General features: G+C 67.5%; 12 protein-coding genes. All 12 read right to left on the bottom strand.

Annotation, left to right across the window (positions count from 1 at the left end):
* Window positions 1–12: 12 nt before the first annotated feature.
* The 12 genes from HW837_RS20990 to rplJ all read right to left on the bottom strand — a co-directional run bounded on the left by HW837_RS20990 (window position 13) and on the right by rplJ (window position 19,439).
* Window positions 13–3,213: a glycosyl hydrolase 115 family protein gene (locus HW837_RS20990; protein ID WP_193380533.1), complete on the bottom strand. Its 3,201-nt coding sequence runs from the start codon at window positions 3,211–3,213 to the stop codon at window positions 13–15.
* A gap of 166 nt (window positions 3,214–3,379) precedes the next feature.
* The gene (locus tag HW837_RS20985; RefSeq protein WP_193380532.1) at window positions 3,380–3,970 is read right to left on the bottom strand and encodes a hypothetical protein; all 591 of its coding nucleotides are present in this window, start codon (window positions 3,968–3,970) and stop codon (window positions 3,380–3,382) included.
* Window positions 3,967–4,521 (bottom strand): RNA polymerase sigma factor, encoded by a 555-nt coding sequence (locus tag HW837_RS20980; protein WP_045559445.1) that lies wholly within the window; start codon window positions 4,519–4,521, stop codon window positions 3,967–3,969. The genes HW837_RS20985 and HW837_RS20980 overlap by 4 nt, the downstream gene beginning before the upstream one ends.
* 226 nt (window positions 4,522–4,747) lie before the next feature.
* Window positions 4,748–5,941, bottom strand: a complete 1,194-nt coding sequence (gene tuf / locus HW837_RS20975; protein WP_045559444.1) for an elongation factor Tu — start codon at window positions 5,939–5,941, stop codon at window positions 4,748–4,750.
* A gap of 169 nt (window positions 5,942–6,110) precedes the next feature.
* Window positions 6,111–8,237, bottom strand: a complete 2,127-nt coding sequence (fusA, locus tag HW837_RS20970) for an elongation factor G (RefSeq protein WP_045559443.1) — start codon at window positions 8,235–8,237, stop codon at window positions 6,111–6,113.
* Window positions 8,238–8,276: 39 nt separating this feature from the next.
* The gene (gene rpsG / locus HW837_RS20965; RefSeq protein WP_005481264.1) at window positions 8,277–8,747 is read right to left on the bottom strand and encodes a 30S ribosomal protein S7; all 471 of its coding nucleotides are present in this window, start codon (window positions 8,745–8,747) and stop codon (window positions 8,277–8,279) included.
* Window positions 8,748–8,749: 2 nt separating this feature from the next.
* Entirely contained in the window at window positions 8,750–9,121 is a 372-nt protein-coding gene (rpsL, locus tag HW837_RS20960; protein ID WP_003948652.1) for a 30S ribosomal protein S12, read from the bottom strand.
* A 289-nt stretch (window positions 9,122–9,410) separates the two neighbouring features.
* On the bottom strand, window positions 9,411–9,965 hold the full coding sequence (locus HW837_RS20955) for a DUF1707 and DUF4190 domain-containing protein (RefSeq protein WP_313895557.1): 555 nt from the start codon (window positions 9,963–9,965) through the stop codon (window positions 9,411–9,413).
* Window positions 9,966–10,315: 350 nt separating this feature from the next.
* Window positions 10,316–14,215 (bottom strand): DNA-directed RNA polymerase subunit beta', encoded by a 3,900-nt coding sequence (locus HW837_RS20950; RefSeq protein WP_045559442.1) that lies wholly within the window; start codon window positions 14,213–14,215, stop codon window positions 10,316–10,318.
* 103 nt (window positions 14,216–14,318) lie between these two features.
* Window positions 14,319–17,804: a DNA-directed RNA polymerase subunit beta gene (gene rpoB, locus HW837_RS20945; protein WP_045559441.1), complete on the bottom strand. Its 3,486-nt coding sequence runs from the start codon at window positions 17,802–17,804 to the stop codon at window positions 14,319–14,321.
* A gap of 606 nt (window positions 17,805–18,410) precedes the next feature.
* Window positions 18,411–18,794: a 50S ribosomal protein L7/L12 gene (gene rplL / locus HW837_RS20940; protein ID WP_045559440.1), complete on the bottom strand. Its 384-nt coding sequence runs from the start codon at window positions 18,792–18,794 to the stop codon at window positions 18,411–18,413.
* Window positions 18,795–18,908: 114 nt separating this feature from the next.
* Window positions 18,909–19,439, bottom strand: coding sequence for a 50S ribosomal protein L10 (rplJ, locus tag HW837_RS20935; protein ID WP_033528319.1), 531 nt, complete (start codon window positions 19,437–19,439; stop codon window positions 18,909–18,911).
* Between the last annotated feature and the right edge of the window lie 168 nt (window positions 19,440–19,607).

The following is a 19,607-nucleotide window of genomic DNA, read 5'->3' as shown; positions in this document are numbered from 1 at the left end:
TCAGATCCCTTCTCAGATCCGGCGGCTCTCCAGCGGCCCCAGATACGTCGGCGTCAACCCACCCGTGTCGATCACCAGGCGTTGCAGCACCACCGTCGGATCGACCATCCAGAACGTCAGCCGGTGCACCCCGGGCCCGGCGACCGCGTGCCTGGTCACCGTCACGTTCACGTTGTCCGACGTGTTGCGCGCCCACTGCTTGTTCATCAGCCCGTCGTCGGCCCCGGTGACGGCGTTGATGTCGACGACCTGCGGCGCACCGCCGTCGAACGACACCCCGTACCGCAGACCGCCCGTCGCGAGCGTCGGGTTCCTCGGCGAGACGTACGCCCGGACCGTCACCTCCTCCACGGCCGACAGCAGGGCGACCTCGTACTCCAGTCGCGGTCCCGCCCCGCCCGGCGCCTGCCGGGCCGCCGTCACGGGCCACGGCGTCACCCCCGCCCCCGTACGCCCGATCCGCTCGATCCGGCGCCAGCGCACCCGTCCGTCGGCCGACCCCACCGCCCGCGCGTAGTGCTCCGCGTCGATCGCCACATAGCCGCCCGCCTCGACGAACCCCCGCAGCCCCCGCGCCTCCCGCGCCGACGGCTTCTCCGCGACGGCCTTCACCGTGACCGAGGCGCCCGCCCCGCTCACCGTCAGCGCCCCCTCCAGGCGCCCTCCGCCGTCCGGCACCCGCCCCCAGTCCACCCGCACGGCCACCCGCACCTGCTCCTCGACGCGCCCCCGCGCCCGCTCGGCCACCAGCCACGGCACCGACGACTCGATCCGGTAGGAGAAGGGCGTACGTCCCCGGTTGAAGATCTCCACATACTGCTGGGGCCTGGTCTGGTACGGGCTGAACACCGGAAGCACCGCCTCCGCACCAGCGGCACCTGCACGGACACCGGCACCGGCACCGGCACCGGGCCACCACTCCCCCGCGTCGTCCGCCCCGTCGACCGCCACCCCCAGCTCGGCCGCCTCCGGCACCTCGATCCGCCGCACCTTGGGAAAGATCTCGTCCGGCAGCGCCACATGGTCCTTCTCCGGCTGCTGCCATCCGGCGTTGGGCCCGTACCGCTCCACGTCCCCGTACCCGATGTGCGGCTGCGTCTGGAAGCCCCTCCACTTCCCGCCCGCCACCTCGGAGTTGAAGCGGTCGGCGAGCGCGAAGTCCCGCTCCAGCCCCAGCTCCGCCTCGGCCGCCATACGGTTCGTCGCCGCCCGCCCCTGCCCCGCGTACAGCAGGTTCAGGAACTCCGCCTCCCGCAGCGCGTACAGGTTCGCGGTGGCCTCCACCGCGTACCCGACCAGCTCGAACCACGCGTCCCGCAGCGCCGCCGGAAGCCGCCGCCCCGCCCGCTCGGCCCGCTTCGCCAGCGCCCGCCACTCCCGCGTGACGCGCTCCAGCTCGCGGTGACCGAAGTGGAACGGCGTCTCCTGGTCGTCGTAGACGATCGCCCGCTCGTCCTTCGTGGGGTCCTTCGTCGTGTCGAGGGTGATGCGGCGGTTCAGCAGCTCGGGCTTGCGGCGGGCCTGGAGCTGCCCGTAGGCGCTCAGCACCTCGGCGATCTCGGCCGCCGCCTCCTCCCCGAAGTGCTGCCGCGCGAACCGCCGCTCCCACTCCTCCAGCCGGTCCGCGCCCCAACGCCGCGGGTTCCAGGCGTAGTTCAGGAAGAACTCGGTCGGCAGCTCGTTGCCCTTCAGATCGCCGACGTTCACCACCCACAGCCCGTGGTTGCCGTACGCGTCCGCCTCGTGCAGCTGCTCCCAGAGGTTCGTCAGGTTGGCTGTGTCGACCCACTTGTAGTTGCGCCCGACCCCGACGTAGTCGAAGTGGTAGTACAGCCCGTACCCCCCGGACCGCACGGGCTCCCCGGGGTCCGGATGCTTGCGGATGTTCCCCCAGTTGTCGTCCGTCAGGACGACGGTCACGTCGTCCGGCGCCCGCAGCCCCCGGTCCCAGTAGCGCTGGACCTCCTTGTAGAGGGTCCACACCTGCGGGGTCCTCGCCGCCGGGCGCCCCGTCACCTCCTCGATGATCCCGCGCTGCGCCGCGATGATCTCCTGCATCAGCTCGATGCCGTCGCCGTCCGGGAGGCTGGTGTCCCCGTTCCCGCGCATCCCCAGCGTGACGACGCCCTCGAAGTCCTCGTCGACCATGCGCCGGATGCCGTCCCGCCAGTACGCGCGGATCGCCTCGGCGTTGCGCCGGTACGACCACTCCCCGGTGCCCCCGTAGGGGTCCCGCCCGGGGGTCACGACGTTCCCGGCGCCGTCGCGCACGGCTGGCACCGCATGCCGGTTCCACTCCTCGATGCCCCGCATCATGGGCGCCTCATGAGACGTGCCCATGACAATCCCATAGGCCTTCGCCCGTGCGTGGTTCTCCGGATCGTCCTCGGCGAAGGCCCGCCCCCACACCGCCGGCCAGACGTAGTTCCCCTTCAGCCGCAGCAGCACCTCGAAGACCTTGGCCCAGAAGTCCGCGTTGAAGCCCCCGGGGTACCCCGGCGCCTTCCCGGGCCCGAAGTACGCCGGCGCCCACGTCCCGAGCGCCGGGTTCTCGTCGTTGATGAAGACACCCCGGTACGTCACGGCCGGCGTCCCCTGGCTGAAGCGACCCGGCCGCACGTACACCGCCTCCCGCCGGACCGGCGGCACGTCGTCCCACCAGTACCAGGGCGAGACCCCGAGCCCGTACGAGACGTCGTACGCCCCGAAGATCGTGCCGCGCGGATCGCTGCCCGCGATGACGAAGGCCCGCCGCACCCCGGGCATCGGCCGCTCCACGACCGTCTGCAGCGAGGTCTCCCACTTCCCCCGCACCCCGTCGACGTCCAGCTTCCCGGCGTCGATCAGCCCGTCGATCAGGGGACTGCGCCCGATGGTCCCCACCAGGACCACCTCCCGCGCGACCTCGCTCCCCGGGCGCACCCCCGTCACCCGCTCGATGTCGTCCCGGAGGTCCCCCGCGACCCGTACGACTCCGGGGTGGTCCTCGGGGCTGACCACGACCGGCGCCCCGACCAGCGAGAACGCCCCCGACACAGGCGCGAACGAGAGATACGCCCCGGGGTCGGTGACCCGCAGCCCTCCCGGCAGCCCCTCCCCCGCCGCCCCGTCCGCGGTCGCCCCCTCCGCCCGCGCGACCCCCGGCAGAGCGGGCGACACGGCGAGCCCCGCACCCGCCCCCAGCACGATTCTCCGACTGACGTCCGCGGACATGCCACACCCCTCGACCGGTCATCCCGAAGGCGGAATTTGCTCAGCGACATGACAAATGGTGAAGGGAGTGAGGCGAGGGGACAACGGGTCGAACGCGCCGAATAGTTTCGAAGAGAGAACCGCCGGGGGCCCGCACGGTCGGCGGCGTCCGGGCCCCCGGCCTGCTTCAGTCCAGGGACTCCTCAAAACTCTTCAACCCGTCCCAGGGCACTTCCCGGCAGGGCTCCGCCTTCCCCTTCACGGCGTACATGCTCCCGGCGGGGCTCACCGAGTCCTTGACCGGCTCCGGGTCCTCGAAGACCAGGGTGTCGCCGGGACGCAGGACGTACGGATGTTCCACCATCACGTCGCCCGACCCCTCGAAACTCCAGCGCGGCGAGTACATCTCACCGCGGGGCTGCGCGCAGACGAATCCGCTCCTGGGCCTGTCGACGCTGACCTGGATACCCTCGGCTCGCAGACGCTCGGCAAGCTCCCGCTTGTCGTCCCCGCTCAGGATGATCTCCTTCATGCTGACCGTGACGCTGCCGTCGTCGTTCCGCTCCACCGCGTACGCCTGCGACCCACCGGTCGACGACGGCAGCGCCACCACCACCCCCGCCGCCGCGACACACGCCGCGAGGGCGACCAGCGCACGCCGGGCAGTGATCGTGCGGCGCGGCACGGGCTCCGGCCGATCCTCCGCCCGCAGCGCGATCTCCCGCTGGAGTTCGCCCAGCAGCCGGTCCTCGAAGGTCCTCGTCGTCTTCGTGCTCATGCCTCTCCCCCTGCGTAGGTGAGTGCCGCCGCGTGCTCGCCGTTCCCCACGGCGGCCGAGCGCAGCGCCCGGCGCGCCCGGTGCAGCCGTACGCGCGCCGTGACCTTGCGTATCCCCAGTGCCGCGGCGGCCTCGGTCACGCTCAACTGGTCCACGGCGACGAGTTCGACCACCGCCCGCTCGCCCTCGGGAAGCCCGCCCAGCGCGGCCAGCGCCCGCCGCCCGGCCCCCTCCGCGTCGAGCTTCTCCTCCAGTCGGCCGATGTCGTCGGCCTCCAGCAGCCGGCGCCCGGCGACCCGGCTGCCGAGCGCGCTCTGACGAGCGCTGCGCCGCGCCTCCGCCGCCACCACGTTGCGCGCGATGCCGTACAGCCAGGCCGTCTCGCTGCCGAGGTCGGGCCGGTAGGCGCGAGCGGAGTCGATCACCGCGAGGAAGGTCTCGGCGGTCAGGTCGGCGACGGTGTGCGGGTCGGTGACCCGCCGGGCCATGAAGCGCGTGACGGCGTCGACGTGGCGGCGGTAGAAGATCTCGAACGCGGCCGGGTCGTACATCTCTCCCGGCGGACCGCCCCTGCTTCTTGCGTGCGGTGCCAAGGCGTGCACCTCTCGTCGTCGGTCATGCTGTCACCCCTACTTGGTCCGGCGCGCGAGAAGCGTTACGGGGCCCCCGTCACGGAGCACAGGTCACCGGGCAAGCGAAAGGGCCCGTACGACCGAAGTCGTACGGGCCCCTTCAGGAGCTCAGCCGTGCTGGAGCTACCAGGTCAGACCGACAAGATCACTTCGTGATCTTGATGACCTGGCCGGCGCCCACGGTCCGGCCACCCTCACGGATGGCGAACTTCAGGCCCTCTTCCATGGCGATGGGCTGAATGAGCTCAACCTTCATCTCCGTGTTGTCGCCGGGCATGACCATCTCGGTGCCCTCGGGGAGGGTCACCACGCCGGTCACGTCCGTCGTACGGAAGTAGAACTGCGGGCGGTAGTTGTTGAAGAACGGCGTGTGGCGGCCACCCTCGTCCTTGGACAGGATGTAGGCCTGGGCCTCGAACTCGGTGTGCGGGGTGACCGAACCGGGCTTGATGATGACCTGGCCGCGCTCGACGTCCTCGCGCTTGATGCCACGGAGGAGCAGACCGACGTTCTCACCGGCCTGGCCCTCGTCGAGCAGCTTGCGGAACATCTCGATGCCGGTGACCGTGGTGGTGGTCTTCTCGGTCTTGATACCGATGATGTCGACGGTCTCGTTGACCTTGAGGACACCACGCTCGATACGACCGGTGACGACGGTGCCACGACCGGTGATCGTGAAGACGTCCTCGATCGGCATCAGGAACGGCTTGTCGACGTCGCGCTCCGGCTCCGGGATCGCGGTGTCGACGGCGGCCATCAGGTCCAGGACCGACTGGCCCCACTCCTTGTCGCCCTCGAGCGCCTTGAGCGCGGAGACCTTGACGACCGGAACGTCGTCGCCCGGGAACTCGTACTCGGAGAGCAGCTCACGGACCTCGAGCTCGACGAGCTCCAGGATCTCCTCGTCGTCCACCATGTCGGCCTTGTTCAGGGCGACGACGATGTACGGAACGCCGACCTGGCGGGCCAGGAGCACGTGCTCCTTGGTCTGCGGCATCGGGCCGTCGGTGGCGGCGACGACGAGGATGGCGCCGTCCATCTGCGCCGCACCCGTGATCATGTTCTTGATGTAGTCCGCGTGACCGGGGCAGTCGACGTGGGCGTAGTGACGGGTCTCCGTCTGGTACTCGACGTGCGCGATCGAGATCGTGATACCGCGCTGGCGCTCCTCGGGAGCCTTGTCGATCTGGTCGAACGCCGAGGCCTCGTTCAGGTCCGGGAACGCGTCGTGCAGCACCTTGGTAATGGCGGCCGTGAGGGTCGTCTTACCGTGGTCGATGTGACCGATGGTGCCGATGTTGACGTGCGGCTTAGTCCGCTCGAACTTCGCCTTCGCCACGGGGGTCCTCCTGGGAGTGGTTCTGGAACGCCTTGCTTCATCGGCGCCAGGTGATCTTTGCTGGAAAATCCGGGTCCTTGGGCAAACACCCGTGTTCGCGGGTGTTTGCCCCCTGAGGCTCCGGAGTCAAGCCTAAAGCGTGTGGACGCGGTGCGTGGAACGCAGTGCGTTACTCGCCCTTGGCCTTCGCGATGATCTCCTCGGCGACGTTCCGCGGAACCTCGGCGTAGGAGTCGAACTGCATCGAGTAGCTTGCGCGACCCGAGGTCTTGCTGCGGAGGTCTCCGACGTAGCCGAACATCTCCGAGAGGGGCACGAGGCCCTTCACGACGCGGGCACCGGCCCGCTCCTCCATGGCCTGGATCTGACCACGGCGGGAGTTGATGTCGCCGATGACCTCACCCATGTAGTCCTCGGGCGTGGTGACCTCGACGGCCATCATCGGCTCGAGCAGCACGGGGCTGGCCTTGCGCGCGGCCTCCTTGAAGGCCTGCGAACCGGCGATCTTGAAGGCGAGCTCGGAGGAGTCGACCTCGTGGTAGCCACCGTCGATGAGCGTGACGCGGACGCCCGTCATCTCGTAGCCCGCGAGGATGCCGAACTGCATGGCCTCCTGCGCACCGGCGTCCACCGAAGGGATGTACTCCTTCGGGATGCGGCCACCGGTCACCTTGTTCACGAACTCGTACGAGGCGTCGCCGCCCTCGATCGGCTCGATCGCGATCTGCACCTTGGCGAACTGGCCGGTACCACCAGTCTGCTTCTTGTGCGTGTAGTCGACGCGCTCGACGGCCTTGCGGATCGTCTCGCGGTAGGCGACCTGCGGCTTGCCGACGTTGGCCTCGACCTTGAACTCACGGCGCATACGGTCGACCAGCACCTCGAGGTGCAGCTCGCCCATACCACCGATGATGGTCTGGCCCGTCTCCTCGTCCGAGTGGACCTGGAAGGAGGGGTCCTCCTCCGCGAGACGCTGGATGGCGACACCCAGCTTCTCCTGGTCACCCTTGGACTTGGGCTCGATGGCGACCTGGATGACCGGCGCCGGGAAGTCCATGGACTCCAGGATCACCGGCTGCTTGTCGTCGCACAGCGTCTCACCGGTCGTGGTCTGCTTCAGACCCATGACGGCGATGATGTCGCCGGCGCCCACCGACTCGATCTCCTCACGCTTGTTCGCGTGCATGCGGTAGATCTTGCCGATGCGCTCCTTCTTGCCCTTGACGGAGTTCAGCACGGCGGTGCCGGACTCCAGGCGGCCCGAGTAGACCCGGACGAAGGTGAGCTTGCCGAGGTGCGGGTCGCTCATGATCTTGAACGCCAGCGCGGACAGCGGCTCGTCGTCGGACGGCTTGCGCTTGACGACGACCTCGGGGTCCTTGACGTCGTGGCCCTCGATGGCCTCGACATCGAGCGGGGTCGGCAGGTAGCGCACGACCGCGTCGAGCAGGGGCTGGACGCCCTTGTTCTTGAACGCGGTGCCACAGAACACCGGGGTGACGGTGACGCCGTCGGACTTGCCGGACGCGATGGTGATGCGACGGATCGCGGCGTACAGCTGCTCCTCGGTGGGCTCCTGGCCCTCCAGGAACAGCTCCATGATCTCGTCGTCGTTCTCCGCGACGGCCTCGACCAGCTTGCCGCGGTACTCCTCGGCGGCCTCGGTGTGCGTGGCCGGGATGTCGACGACGTCGTACATCTCGCCCTTGGCGGCCTCGGCGGACCATACGAGCGCCTTCATGCGGACCAGGTCCACAACGCCCTTGAAGTCCATCTCGGCGCCGATCGGCAGCTGCATGACGAGCGGGACGGCGCCCAGGCGGCTGGAGATCATGTCCACACAGCGGTGGAACTCAGCGCCCGTACGGTCCAGCTTGTTCACGAAGCAGATGCGCGGCACGCCGTAGCGGTCGGCCTGACGCCACACGGTCTCGGACTGCGGCTCGACACCGGCGACACCGTCGAACACCGTGACGGCACCGTCGAGCACGCGGAGCGAACGCTCCACCTCGACCGTGAAGTCGACGTGACCCGGGGTGTCGATGATGTTGATCGTGTAGTCGTTGTCCTCGAGCGGCCAGTGACAGGTGGTGGCAGCAGAGGTGATCGTGATGCCACGCTCCTGCTCCTGCTCCATCCAGTCCATGGTGGCTGCGCCGTCGTGGACCTCACCGATCTTGTAGCTGACGCCGGTGTAGAAGAGGATCCGCTCGGTGGTGGTCGTCTTGCCCGCGTCGATGTGGGCCATGATCCCGATGTTGCGGACCCTGGCCAGGTCAAGTGAAGTGGTAGCCATAAGGCTTCAGTCTTCTCTCGGTCTCGATGTGGGTTGCGACTACCAGCGGTAGTGCGCGAAGGCCTTGTTGGACTCGGCCATCTTGTGGGTGTCCTCGCGCTTCTTCACAGCGGCACCGAGGCCGTTGGACGCGTCGAGAAGCTCGTTGAGCAGACGCTCGGTCATGGTCTTCTCGCGACGGGCGCGGGAGTAACCGACCAGCCAGCGCAGCGCGAGCGTGTTGGCGCGACCGGGCTTGACCTCGATCGGAACCTGGTACGTCGCACCACCGACACGGCGGGACTTGACCTCGAGGGTCGGCTTGATGTTCTCCAGAGCGCGCTTCAGCGTGATGACCGGGTCGTTGCTGGTCTTCTCGCGCAGGCCCTCCATGGCGCCGTACACGATGCGCTCGGCGGTGGAGCGCTTGCCGTTCAGCAGCACCTTGTTGATGAGGGAGGTCACCAGAGGAGAACCGTAGACCGGGTCGATGATGACCGGGCGCTTCGGGGCGGGGCCCTTACGAGGCATTCTTACTTCTCCTTCTTGGCGCCGTAGCGGCTGCGGGCCTGCTTGCGGTTCTTGACACCCTGGGTGTCGAGCGAGCCGCGGATGATCTTGTAGCGAACACCGGGCAGGTCCTTCACACGGCCACCACGCACGAGCACGATGGAGTGCTCCTGCAGGTTGTGTCCCTCACCCGGAATGTAAGCGGTGACCTCGATCCCGCTGGTCAGACGCACACGCGCGACCTTACGCAGGGCCGAGTTCGGCTTCTTCGGGGTGGTCGTGAACACACGCGTGCAGACGCCGCGACGCTGGGGCGAACCCTCGAGTGCGGGCGTCTTGTTCTTCTCGACCTTGTCCTGCCGGCCCTTACGGACCAGCTGCTGGATCGTAGGCACTACTTCTCCGGTTTCTGTGTGCCGAATGGTGAAGCTAACCTGGAACATTCGCCGACCCACGCGGTCGGGTGTGTCGAAACTGCTGAACTCCCGCCGCGAGGCAGAAAGGGCGCAGAGTACGGCGGCCGCTTACGGCTCCCCCTGTGCGGTGTGAAGGCACGCACGGGAGCCAGGGCACACCCCAGGCACAAGGTCTGAGCGTACCTACCTCATTCGCTATGGTCAAAACAAATGGGCGGGCGGGGGTTTAGGGACGGACGCATCCGCGCGGTCGAGCCCCCGCCCAGCCTCAGATCCCGCTGCTCGACGAGACTCCCGCGATCATGAAAAGCAGGAGGAAGAACGCCCAGCCCGCCACGGAGAGCCAGCCCAGGATGACGCCGGCGAGGGCAAAGCCCTCACCGCCCTCACCTGTGCGCTTGATCTCCGCGCGGGCGGTGTGGCCCAGGATGACCGCCGGAATGCCGGTGAGCCCGAACGACATGGTCGTGAGCACACCGCAGACCATCGCACCCACGGCCTTGCTGTTGGTGGGCGGGGGCAGCACGGGCGCCGGCATGAAGGTTCTCGGGACCATGGGCGCCATGGGTGCCATGGCGCTCGGCTGCATCGCCGAAGGCCCCTGGGGCAGGTCGGCGACCAGGAGAGCCAGCTCCCCCACCGTCCGCGCCTGATAGGCCCTCTCGACACGCCTCTCGTACTCGTCCTGCGGAAGACGCCCCTCGGAGAAGCCCGCCTTCAGCACATCGACGGCTCGCTCACGATCGGCATGGGCGGCGAGCAGGGACGGGCTGCTGCCCTGCGCCTGCTGCCACGGCATCGGCTGCCACGACGGGTTCGACACGAGAACACTCCCCCGGACTGGTTGTGCCTCCATGATGCTCCAACGCCCGACCCACGACATCGGTTCCCGGTCCCCATTCTGTAGCGATTCCGCTACTGACGCCCCCTGCCACCCCCGGACGGGCTCGACCACGCCTGCCCGAGGCCGCCCCCTCGGGCGCCGGCATGCCCCGTGAGCGCCCTCAAGGCCCGCCCGGGCCATCCGGACGGCCCGGGGTGGCTCCGCGGCCGCGGTTGGAGGCCTGCCGCGCTCTCGCCCGCCGGCGCAACCTCTCGCTCCGGCTTCGGACAACGCCGAAGGGCGGTCATCCCGTGTGGGACGACCGCCCTTCAGTGCTTCAGACGCAGGCCTTACTGGTTGTACGGCCCGTAGTCGTAGTCCTCCAGCGGGACGGCCTGGCCGGAGCCCGTGCCGAACGGCGAGTAGTCGATGTCGTCGTAGCCGACGGCCGAGTACATCGCGGCCTTGGCTTCCTCGGTCGGCTCCACCCGGATGTTGCGGTAGCGGGACAGACCCGTACCGGCCGGGATGAGCTTACCGATGATGACGTTCTCCTTGAGGCCGATGAGGCTGTCGGACTTGGCGTTGATCGCCGCGTCCGTCAGCACTCGGGTCGTCTCCTGGAAGGAGGCGGCCGACAGCCAGGACTCCGTCGCCAGCGAGGCCTTGGTGATACCCATCAGCTGCGGACGACCGGAGGCCGGGTGACCGCCCTCCTGGACCACACGACGGTTCTCGGTCTCGAACTTCGAGCGCTCGACCAGCTCACCGGGCAGCAGCTCGGCGTCGCCGGACTCGATGATCGTCACGCGGCGCAGCATCTGCCGGATGATGATCTCGATGTGCTTGTCGTGGATCGACACACCCTGCGAGTTGTAGACCTTCTGGACCTCGCCGACCAGGTGGACCTGGACGGCACGCTGACCCAGGATGCGCAGCACGTCGTGCGGGTTGGTGGCACCCACGGTGAGCTTCTGGCCCACCTCGACGTGCTCGCCCTCGCTCACCAGCAGACGGGCGCGCTTCGAGATCGGGAACGCCGTCTCGTCGCTGCCGTCGTCCGGCGTGATGACGATCTTCTTGGTCTTCTCCGTCTCCTCGATGCGGACGCGACCGGCCGCCTCGGAGATCGGCGCGACACCCTTGGGCGTACGGGCCTCGAAGAGCTCGACGACACGCGGCAGACCCTGCGTGATGTCGTCACCGGCCACACCACCGGTGTGGAAGGTACGCATCGTCAGCTGGGTACCGGGCTCACCGATGGACTGGGCGGCGATGATGCCGACCGCCTCACCGATGTCGACCAGCTTGCCGGTGGCCAGGGAGCGGCCGTAGCACATGGCACACGTGCCGACCTTGGACTCACAGGTCAGGATCGAGCGGGTCTTGACCTCCTCGACACCGTGGTGCACGAGCTGGTCGATGAGCACGTCGCCCAGGTCCACGTTGGCCGGCGCGATCACCTTGCCGTCGATGACGACGTCCTCGGCGAGCATGCGGGCGTAGACGCTGGTCTCGACGTCCTCGGCCTTGCGCAGGACCCCGGTCTCGTCCTTCGAGGCGATCCGCAGCTTCAGACCGCGCTCGGTGCCGCAGTCCTCCTCGCGGATGATGACGTCCTGCGAGACGTCCACCAGACGACGGGTCAGGTAACCCGAGTCGGCGGTACGCAGGGCGGTGTCCGCCAGACCCTTACGGGCACCGTGCGTGGAGATGAAGTACTCCAGCACGGACAGGCCCTCGCGGAAGGACGCCTTGATGGGACGCGGGATCGTCTCGTTCTTGGCGTTCGACACCAGACCACGCATACCGGCGATCTGACGCATCTGCATCATGTTTCCGCGGGCACCCGAGTCGACCATCATGAAGATGGGGTTCGTCTTCGGGAAGTTCGCGTTCATCGCCTCGGCGACCTCGTTGGTCGCCTTGGTCCAGATCGCGATGAGCTCCTGCGTGCGCTCTTCCTTGGTGATCAGACCGCGCTCGTACTGCTTCTGGACCTTCTCGTCCTGCGCCTCGTACCCGCGGACGATCTCCTTCTTCGCCTCGGGAACGACGACGTCGGAGATGGCCACGGTGACACCGGAACGGGTCGCCCAGAAGAAGCCGGCTGCCTTCAGGTTGTCGAGCGTCGCCGCCACGATGACCTTGGGGTAGCGCTCGGCCAGGTCGTTGACGATCTCGGAGAGCTGCTTCTTGCCCACCGAGTAGTCGACGAACGGGTAGTCCTCGGGCAGCAGCTCGTTGAAGAGGGCACGGCCGAGCGTGGTCTTCAGACGGAAGCTGTCACCCTGCTGCCACTCCGGCTCGCCCTCCTCGCGCGCCGGCGGCATCCAGCCACGCGGCGGGATGGTGCCCACCGGGAAGCGGATGTCCACCTGGGACTGCAGCGCGAGCTCGCCGGCGTCGAACGCCATGATCGCCTCGGCCGTGGAGGCGAACGAACGCCCCTCGCCCTTGGTGTCACGCAGCTCGCCGTCGGTGGTGAGGAAGAACAGACCGAGGACCATGTCCTGGGTCGGCATCGTCACCGGACGGCCGTCGGCGGGCTTGAGGATGTTGTTCGAGGACAGCATCAGGATGCGGGCCTCGGCCTGCGCCTCCGCGGAGAGCGGCAGGTGCACGGCCATCTGGTCACCGTCGAAGTCCGCGTTGAACGCGGTGCAGACGAGCGGGTGGATCTGGATGGCCTTGCCCTCGACCAGCTGCGGCTCGAAGGCCTGGATGCCGAGGCGGTGCAGGGTGGGCGCACGGTTCAGCAGCACCGGGTGCTCGGCGATGACCTCTTCGAGGACGTCGTACACGACGGTGCGGCCACGCTCGACCATGCGCTTGGCGCTCTTGATGTTCTGCGCGTGGTTGAGGTCCACGAGCCGCTTCATCACGAACGGCTTGAAGAGCTCCAGCGCCATCGCCTTCGGCAGACCGCACTGGTGCAGCTTCAGCTGCGGACCGACGACGATCACGGAACGCGCGGAGTAGTCCACACGCTTGCCGAGCAGGTTCTGACGGAATCGACCCTGCTTGCCCTTGAGCATGTCGCTCAGGGACTTCAGCGGGCGGTTACCGGGACCGGTGACCGGGCGACCACGACGACCGTTGTCGAAGAGCGCGTCCACGGCCTCCTGGAGCATGCGCTTCTCGTTGTTCACGATGATCTCGGGCGCGCCGAGGTCGAGAAGCCGCTTCAGTCGGTTGTTCCGGTTGATCACACGGCGGTACAGGTCGTTCAGGTCGGAGGTCGCGAAGCGGCCACCGTCCAGCTGCACCATCGGGCGGAGGTCCGGCGGGATGACCGGCACGCAGTCGAGCACCATGCCCTTGGGGCTGTTGCTGGTCTGCAGGAACGCGGAGACGACCTTGAGGCGCTTGAGCGCACGGGTCTTCTTCTGGCCCTTGCCGGTGCGGATGATCTCGCGGAGGCGCTCGGCCTCCTCGTCCAGGTCGAAGGACTCCAGGCGCTTCTGCAGCGCCGCGGCACCCATCGAACCGTCGAAGTACGTGCCGAAGCGGTCACGCAGCTCGCGGTAGAGGAGCTCGTCGCCCTCCAGGTCCTGGACCTTGAGGTTCTTGAACCGGGTCCACACCTCGTCAAGACGGTCGATCTCGCGCTGCGTACGGTCGCGCAGCTGCTTCATCTCACGCTCGGCGCCCTCGCGCACCTTGCGGCGCACGTCGGCCTTGGCGCCCTCGGCCTCCAGCTCGGCCAGGTCGGTCTCGAGCTTCTTGGCGCGGGCCTCCAGGTCGGCGTCCCGGCGGTTCTCGATCTGCTGCCGCTCGACGGAGACATGCGCCTCCAGGGAGGGCAGGTCACGCGTGCGGCGCTCCTCGTCGACGTACGTGATCATGTACGCCGCGAAGTAGATGACCTTCTCCAGGTCCTTCGGGGCGAGGTCGAGCAGGTAGCCCAGCCGCGACGGAACGCCCTTGAAGTACCAGATGTGGGTGACGGGAGCGGCCAGCTCGATGTGGCCCATCCGCTCACGGCGCACCTTGGCGCGCGTGACCTCGACGCCACAGCGCTCACAGATGATGCCCTTGAAGCGGACACGCTTGTACTTGCCGCAGTAGCACTCCCAGTCCCGGGTCGGACCGAAGATCTTCTCGCAGAAGAGTCCGTCCTTTTCGGGCTTGAGCGTGCGGTAGTTGATCGTCTCGGGCTTCTTGACCTCGCCGTGGCTCCACTGACGGATGTCGTCAGCGGTGGCCAGACCGATCCGGAGCTCGTCGAAGAAGTTGACGTCGAGCACTATGCGTCAATCCCTCTCAGGGTTGTAAGTCATGGGGTCTGATACGGGGGTCCTGGGGCCGGCGGCCTTCATGCTTCTCGCGGTGAAGGCCGCCGGACTCCCGTCAGACCTCTTCGACGCTGCTCGGCTCGCGCCGGGACAGGTCGATGCCAAGCTCCTCCGCAGCGCGGAAGACGTCCTCGTCGGTGTCGCGCATCTCGATGGACATGCCGTCCGAGGACAGCACCTCCACGTTGAGGCACAGGGACTGCATCTCCTTGATGAGAACCTTGAAGGACTCGGGGATGCCGGGCTCGGGGATGTTCTCGCCCTTGACGATGGCCTCGTAGACCTTCACGCGGCCGGTGACGTCGTCGGACTTGATGGTCAGCAGCTCCTGGAGGGCGTACGCGGCGCCGTAAGCCTCCAGCGCCCACACCTCCATCTCACCGAAGCGCTGGCCACCGAACTGGGCCTTACCACCCAGCGGCTGCTGGGTGATCATCGAGTACGGACCGGTCGACCGGGCGTGCAGCTTGTCGTCGACCAGGTGGTGCAGCTTGAGGATGTACATGTACCCGATGGAGATCGGGTCCGGGAACGGCTCACCGGAGCGGCCGTCGAACAGCCTCGCCTTACCGGTCGGCTGCACCATGCGCTCGCCGTCGCGGTTCGGGATGGTGTGCTGGAGCAGACCGGCCAGCTCGTCCTCGCGGGCACCGTCGAAGACCGGGGTCGCGACGTTGGTGCCGGGGGCGACGGAGTCGGCGCCGATGACCTGCAGACGCTTCGCCCAGTCGTCGGCGAGACCGGAGACGTCCCAGCCGCGGCTGGCGAGCCAGCCGAGGTGGATCTCCAGCACCTGTCCCGGGTTCATTCGGGACGGCACGCCGAGCGGGTTGAGGATGATGTCGACCGGGGTGCCGTCCTCCAGGAACGGCATGTCCTCGATCGGCAGGATCTTGGAGATGACGCCCTTGTTGCCGTGACGGCCGGCGAGCTTGTCACCGTCGGTGATCTTCCGCTTCTGCGCCACGTACACACGCACCAGCTGGTTGACACCGGGGGGAAGCTCGTCGCCCTCCTCGCGGTCGAAGACGCGGACGCCGATGACCTTGCCGATCTCGCCGTGCGGCACCTTCAGCGAGGTGTCACGGACCTCACGGGCCTTCTCACCGAAGATCGCACGGAGCAGGCGCTCCTCCGGGGTCAGCTCGGTCTCACCCTTGGGCGTGACCTTGCCGACCAGGATGTCGCCGGCGACGACCTCGGCACCGATGCGGATGATGCCGCGCTCGTCGAGGTCGGCGAGGACCTCCTCGGAGACGTTCGGGATGTCCCGGGTGATCTCCTCGGGGCCGAGCTTGGTGTCACGGGCGTCGACCTCGTGCTCCTCGATGTGGATCGAGGAGAGGACGTCGTCCTGCACGAGGCGCTGCGACAGGATGATCGCGTCCTCGTAGTTGTGACCCTCCCACGGCATGAACGCCACGAGCAGGTTCTTGCCGAGGGCCATCTCGCCGTTCTCGGTGGCCGGACCGTCGGCCAGGACCTGGCCCTCGATGATCCGGTCGCCCTCGTTGACGATGACCTTCTGGTTGACCGAGGTGCCCTGGTTGGAGCGGGCGAACTTGGCCAGGCGGTACGTGATGTACGTGCCGTCGTCGTTGGTGGTGGTGATGTAGTCCGCGGAGACCTCCTGGACCACACCCGCCTTCTCGGCCTTGACCACGTCGCCGGCGTCGACGGCGGAGCGGTACTCCATGCCGGTGCCGACGAGCGGGGACTCGCTCTTGATGAGCGGCACGGCCTGACGCATCATGTTCGCGCCCATGAGGGCACGGTTGGCGTCGTCGTGCTCCAGGAAGGGGATCATGGCGGTCGCGACCGACACCATCTGGCGCGGCGAGACGTCCATGTAGTCGACGTCGTCACCGGGGACGTAGTCGACCTCGCCGCCACGGCGGCGGACCAGGACGCGGTTCTCGGTGAAGCGCATGTCGTCGTCGAGCGTGGCGTTGGCCTGCGCGATGACGAAGCGGTCCTCCTCGTCGGCCGTCAGGTAGTCGACCTCGTCGGTGACGACACCGTCGGTGACCCGGCGGTACGGCGTCTCCACGAAACCGAACGCGTTGACGCGGCCGTAGGAGGCGAGCGAGCCGATCAGACCGATGTTCGGGCCTTCGGGCGTCTCGATCGGACACATGCGCCCGTAGTGGGACGGGTGCACGTCACGGACCTCGAAGCCGGCCCGCTCACGGGACAGACCACCCGGACCAAGAGCCGACAGACGGCGCTTGTGGGTGAGACCCGACAGCGGGTTGTTCTGGTCCATGAACTGCGACAGCTGGCTGGTGCCGAAGAACTCCTTGATGGAGGCGACGACCGGCCGGATGTTGATCAGGGTCTGGGGCGTGATCGCCTCGACGTCCTGGGTCGTCATGCGCTCGCGGACGACACGCTCCATACGCGCCAGACCCGTACGGACCTGGTTCTGGATGAGCTCGCCGACGCTGCGCAGACGACGGTTGCCGAAGTGGTCGATGTCGTCGGTCTCGACGACGATCGTCTGGCCGTTGTCGGCGGCCGTCTCGGTCTCGCCCGCGTGCAGCTTCACCAGGTACTTGATCGTCGAGATGACGTCCTCGACGGTCAGGACGCCCGCGTCGAGCGGAGCCTCCGCACCCAGCTTCTTGTTGACCTTGTAGCGGCCGACCTTCGCGAGGTCGTAGCGCTTGGGGTTGAAGTACAGGTTCTCCAGCAGCGTCTGCGCGGCCTCACGCGTGGGGGGCTCGCCCGGACGCAGCTTGCGGTAGATGTCGAGCAGCGCGTCGTCCTGCCCCTGGGTGTGGTCCTTCTCCAGGGTGGCGCGCATGGACTCGTACTCGCCGAACTCCTCCAGGATCTGCTCGGTGGTCCAGCCGAGTGCCTTGAGGAGGACGGTCACGGACTGCTTGCGCTTGCGGTCGATACGCACACCGACCATGTCGCGCTTGTCGATCTCCATCTCCAGCCAGGCACCCCGGGACGGGATGATCTTGGCGGAGAAGATGTCCTTGTCGGACGTCTTGTCGATGGAGGAGTCGAAGTAGACACCCGGCGAACGGACCAGCTGCGACACCACGACACGCTCGGTGCCGTTGATGACGAAGGTGCCCTTGTGGGTCATGAGCGGGAAGTCGCCCATGAAGACCGTCTGGGACTTGATCTCGCCGGTCTCGTTGTTGGTGAACTCGGCGGTGACGAAGAGCGGGGCCGCGTACGTGAAGTCGCGGTCCTTGCACTCGTCGATGCTGTTCTTCGGCGGCTCGAAACGGTGGTCGCGGAACGTCAGCGACATCGACCCGGAGAAGTCCTCGATCGGGGAGATCTCCTCGAAGATCTCCTCCAGACCGGACTTGGTGGGGACGTCCTGTCCGTTCTCCAGAGCCTCCTCGACCCGACTCTGCCAGGCGGTGTTGCCGAGCAGCCAGTCAAAGCTCTCGGTCTGCAGCGCGAGCAGGTTGGGAACCTCGAGAGGCTCCTTGATCTTTGCAAAAGAGATGCGCAGCGGGGCGGTGCTGGCGGCGGGGTTCGTATTCGCGGTCGAGGCGTTGCGCGAGGCGGCCAAGAGGGGGTCCTTCCGAGGGCTCGGACTCACTACGCGCGTACCGGCCCCCTCGACCGGGCGCGGAGATGGAAAGCCCCAGGTGAGGGACGTTCAATCGTCGGTGCTCGAGCGAGGGCATGCCCCTGGTGACGGGCAGGAGGCAGCTAACAGGCAGCGCAAAGGGTCAGTGTAGCCAGTTGGCCCACTGATGTCCAGTGCGGGTTTACGGACCCTCGGAAACCCTCGTTGTTCCTCAACGCCTGCGGCAAGCCACGCCCTCGATGCACATCGATACTGCCCTCTTCGCCGTCGATCCATGCCTCGGAGTTCGGATCCGTGTGACGACGCGTCCTGAGAATTGCGCGCTGCGTGCAGTTCGTCAAGGCCCCCCATGCCCGAACCAGATGCTGCGATCGTCACTCGCGGCCGGTCACCAGGGGTGCTCGGAGGCACGACGAAGATCACCATACTCGCCGCCACCGACAGTGCAAGGCAGCCGTCACTCGACGTCCCCGAACGCCGAAAGGCGACCACCCACATGGGTGATCGCCTTTCAGTGCGTCCGCGTTACAGCCCCATGTGAGGGGCCGTGTGGCGAGCAGCGGGTCCGGTACGGACCCGTGGGCCTTACTTGACCTCGACGGAGGCGCCGGCGCCCTTGAGGGACTCGGCGGCCTTCTCCGCGGCCTCCTTGGCGACCTTCTCGAGAACGGGCTTCGGGGCGCCGTCCACGAGGTCCTTGGCCTCCTTCAGGCCCAGGGAGGTCAGCTCACGCACGACCTTGATGACCTGGATCTTCTTGTCGCCGGCACCGGTGAGGATGACGTCGAACTCGTCCTGCTCCTCAGCGGCCTCGGCCGGGGTGCCGGGGACGGCGGGGCCGGCGACGGCGACGGCCGCGGCGGCGGTGACGTCGAACTTCTCCTCGAACGCCTTCACGAACTCGGAGAGCTCGATGAGGGTCATCTCCTCGAACTGCGCGAGCAGGTCTTCCTGGCTGAGCTTCGCCATGATGGGCGATCCTTCCACTAATTCGGCAGGTGCCGGATGTATCGATACGGCGGGCGTACTTACGGCCCGCTACGACCCGCGCCTCAGGCGACGCGGATCAATGCGCGAGCCGAGTTACTCGGCACCGCCCTGCTCGTCCTGCTTGGCGCGAAGAGCGTCCACGGTGCGGACGAGCTTCGAGGGAAGCGCCTGGAAGAGCTGAGCAGTCTGGGACTGCTTGCCCTTGAAGGCACCCGCCAGCTTGGAGAGCAGAACCTCGCGGGACTCGAGGTCCGCAAGCTTCTTGATCTCGTCGGCGGACAGCGCCTTGCCGTCAAGGACACCGCCCTTGATGACGAGGTTCGGGTTGTCCTTGGCGAAGTCACGAAGACCCTTCGCCGACGTCACCGGGTCACCGGTGATGAAGGCAACCGCCGTCGGACCGTTGAACAGGTCGTCGAGCGTCGAGATCCCGGCCTCGTTGGCCGCGATCTTGGTCAGCGTGTTCTTCACCACGGCGTACTGGGCGTCTTCACCGAGCGAACGGCGCAGGTTCTTGAGCTGCGCCACAGTGAGACCCCGGTACTCGGTCAGCACGGCGGCGTTCGAGCTACGGAACTGCTCCGTGAGCTCGGCCACCGCGGCAGCCTTGTCGGGCCTTGCCATAGAGCGTCGGCCTCCTTCCGGGTGATGAGGACCGCTCAGAAGGGGCCGTGAACGAACGAAACGCCCCGGCGCAGGCGCACGGGGCGTAGCTCGACCGGACGAATTCCGTACGATGACGGAACCGGACCAGGAGCAACTTCCACAGTCACCTGCGCGGGTCGTCCGCGG

The organism is Streptomyces caniscabiei (genome assembly GCF_014930365.1).
Taxonomy (GTDB): domain Bacteria; phylum Actinomycetota; class Actinomycetes; order Streptomycetales; family Streptomycetaceae; genus Streptomyces; species Streptomyces caniscabiei.
The sequence above is the reverse complement of the archived record's forward strand: the minus strand, read 5'-3'. Positions and strand labels throughout refer to the sequence as shown.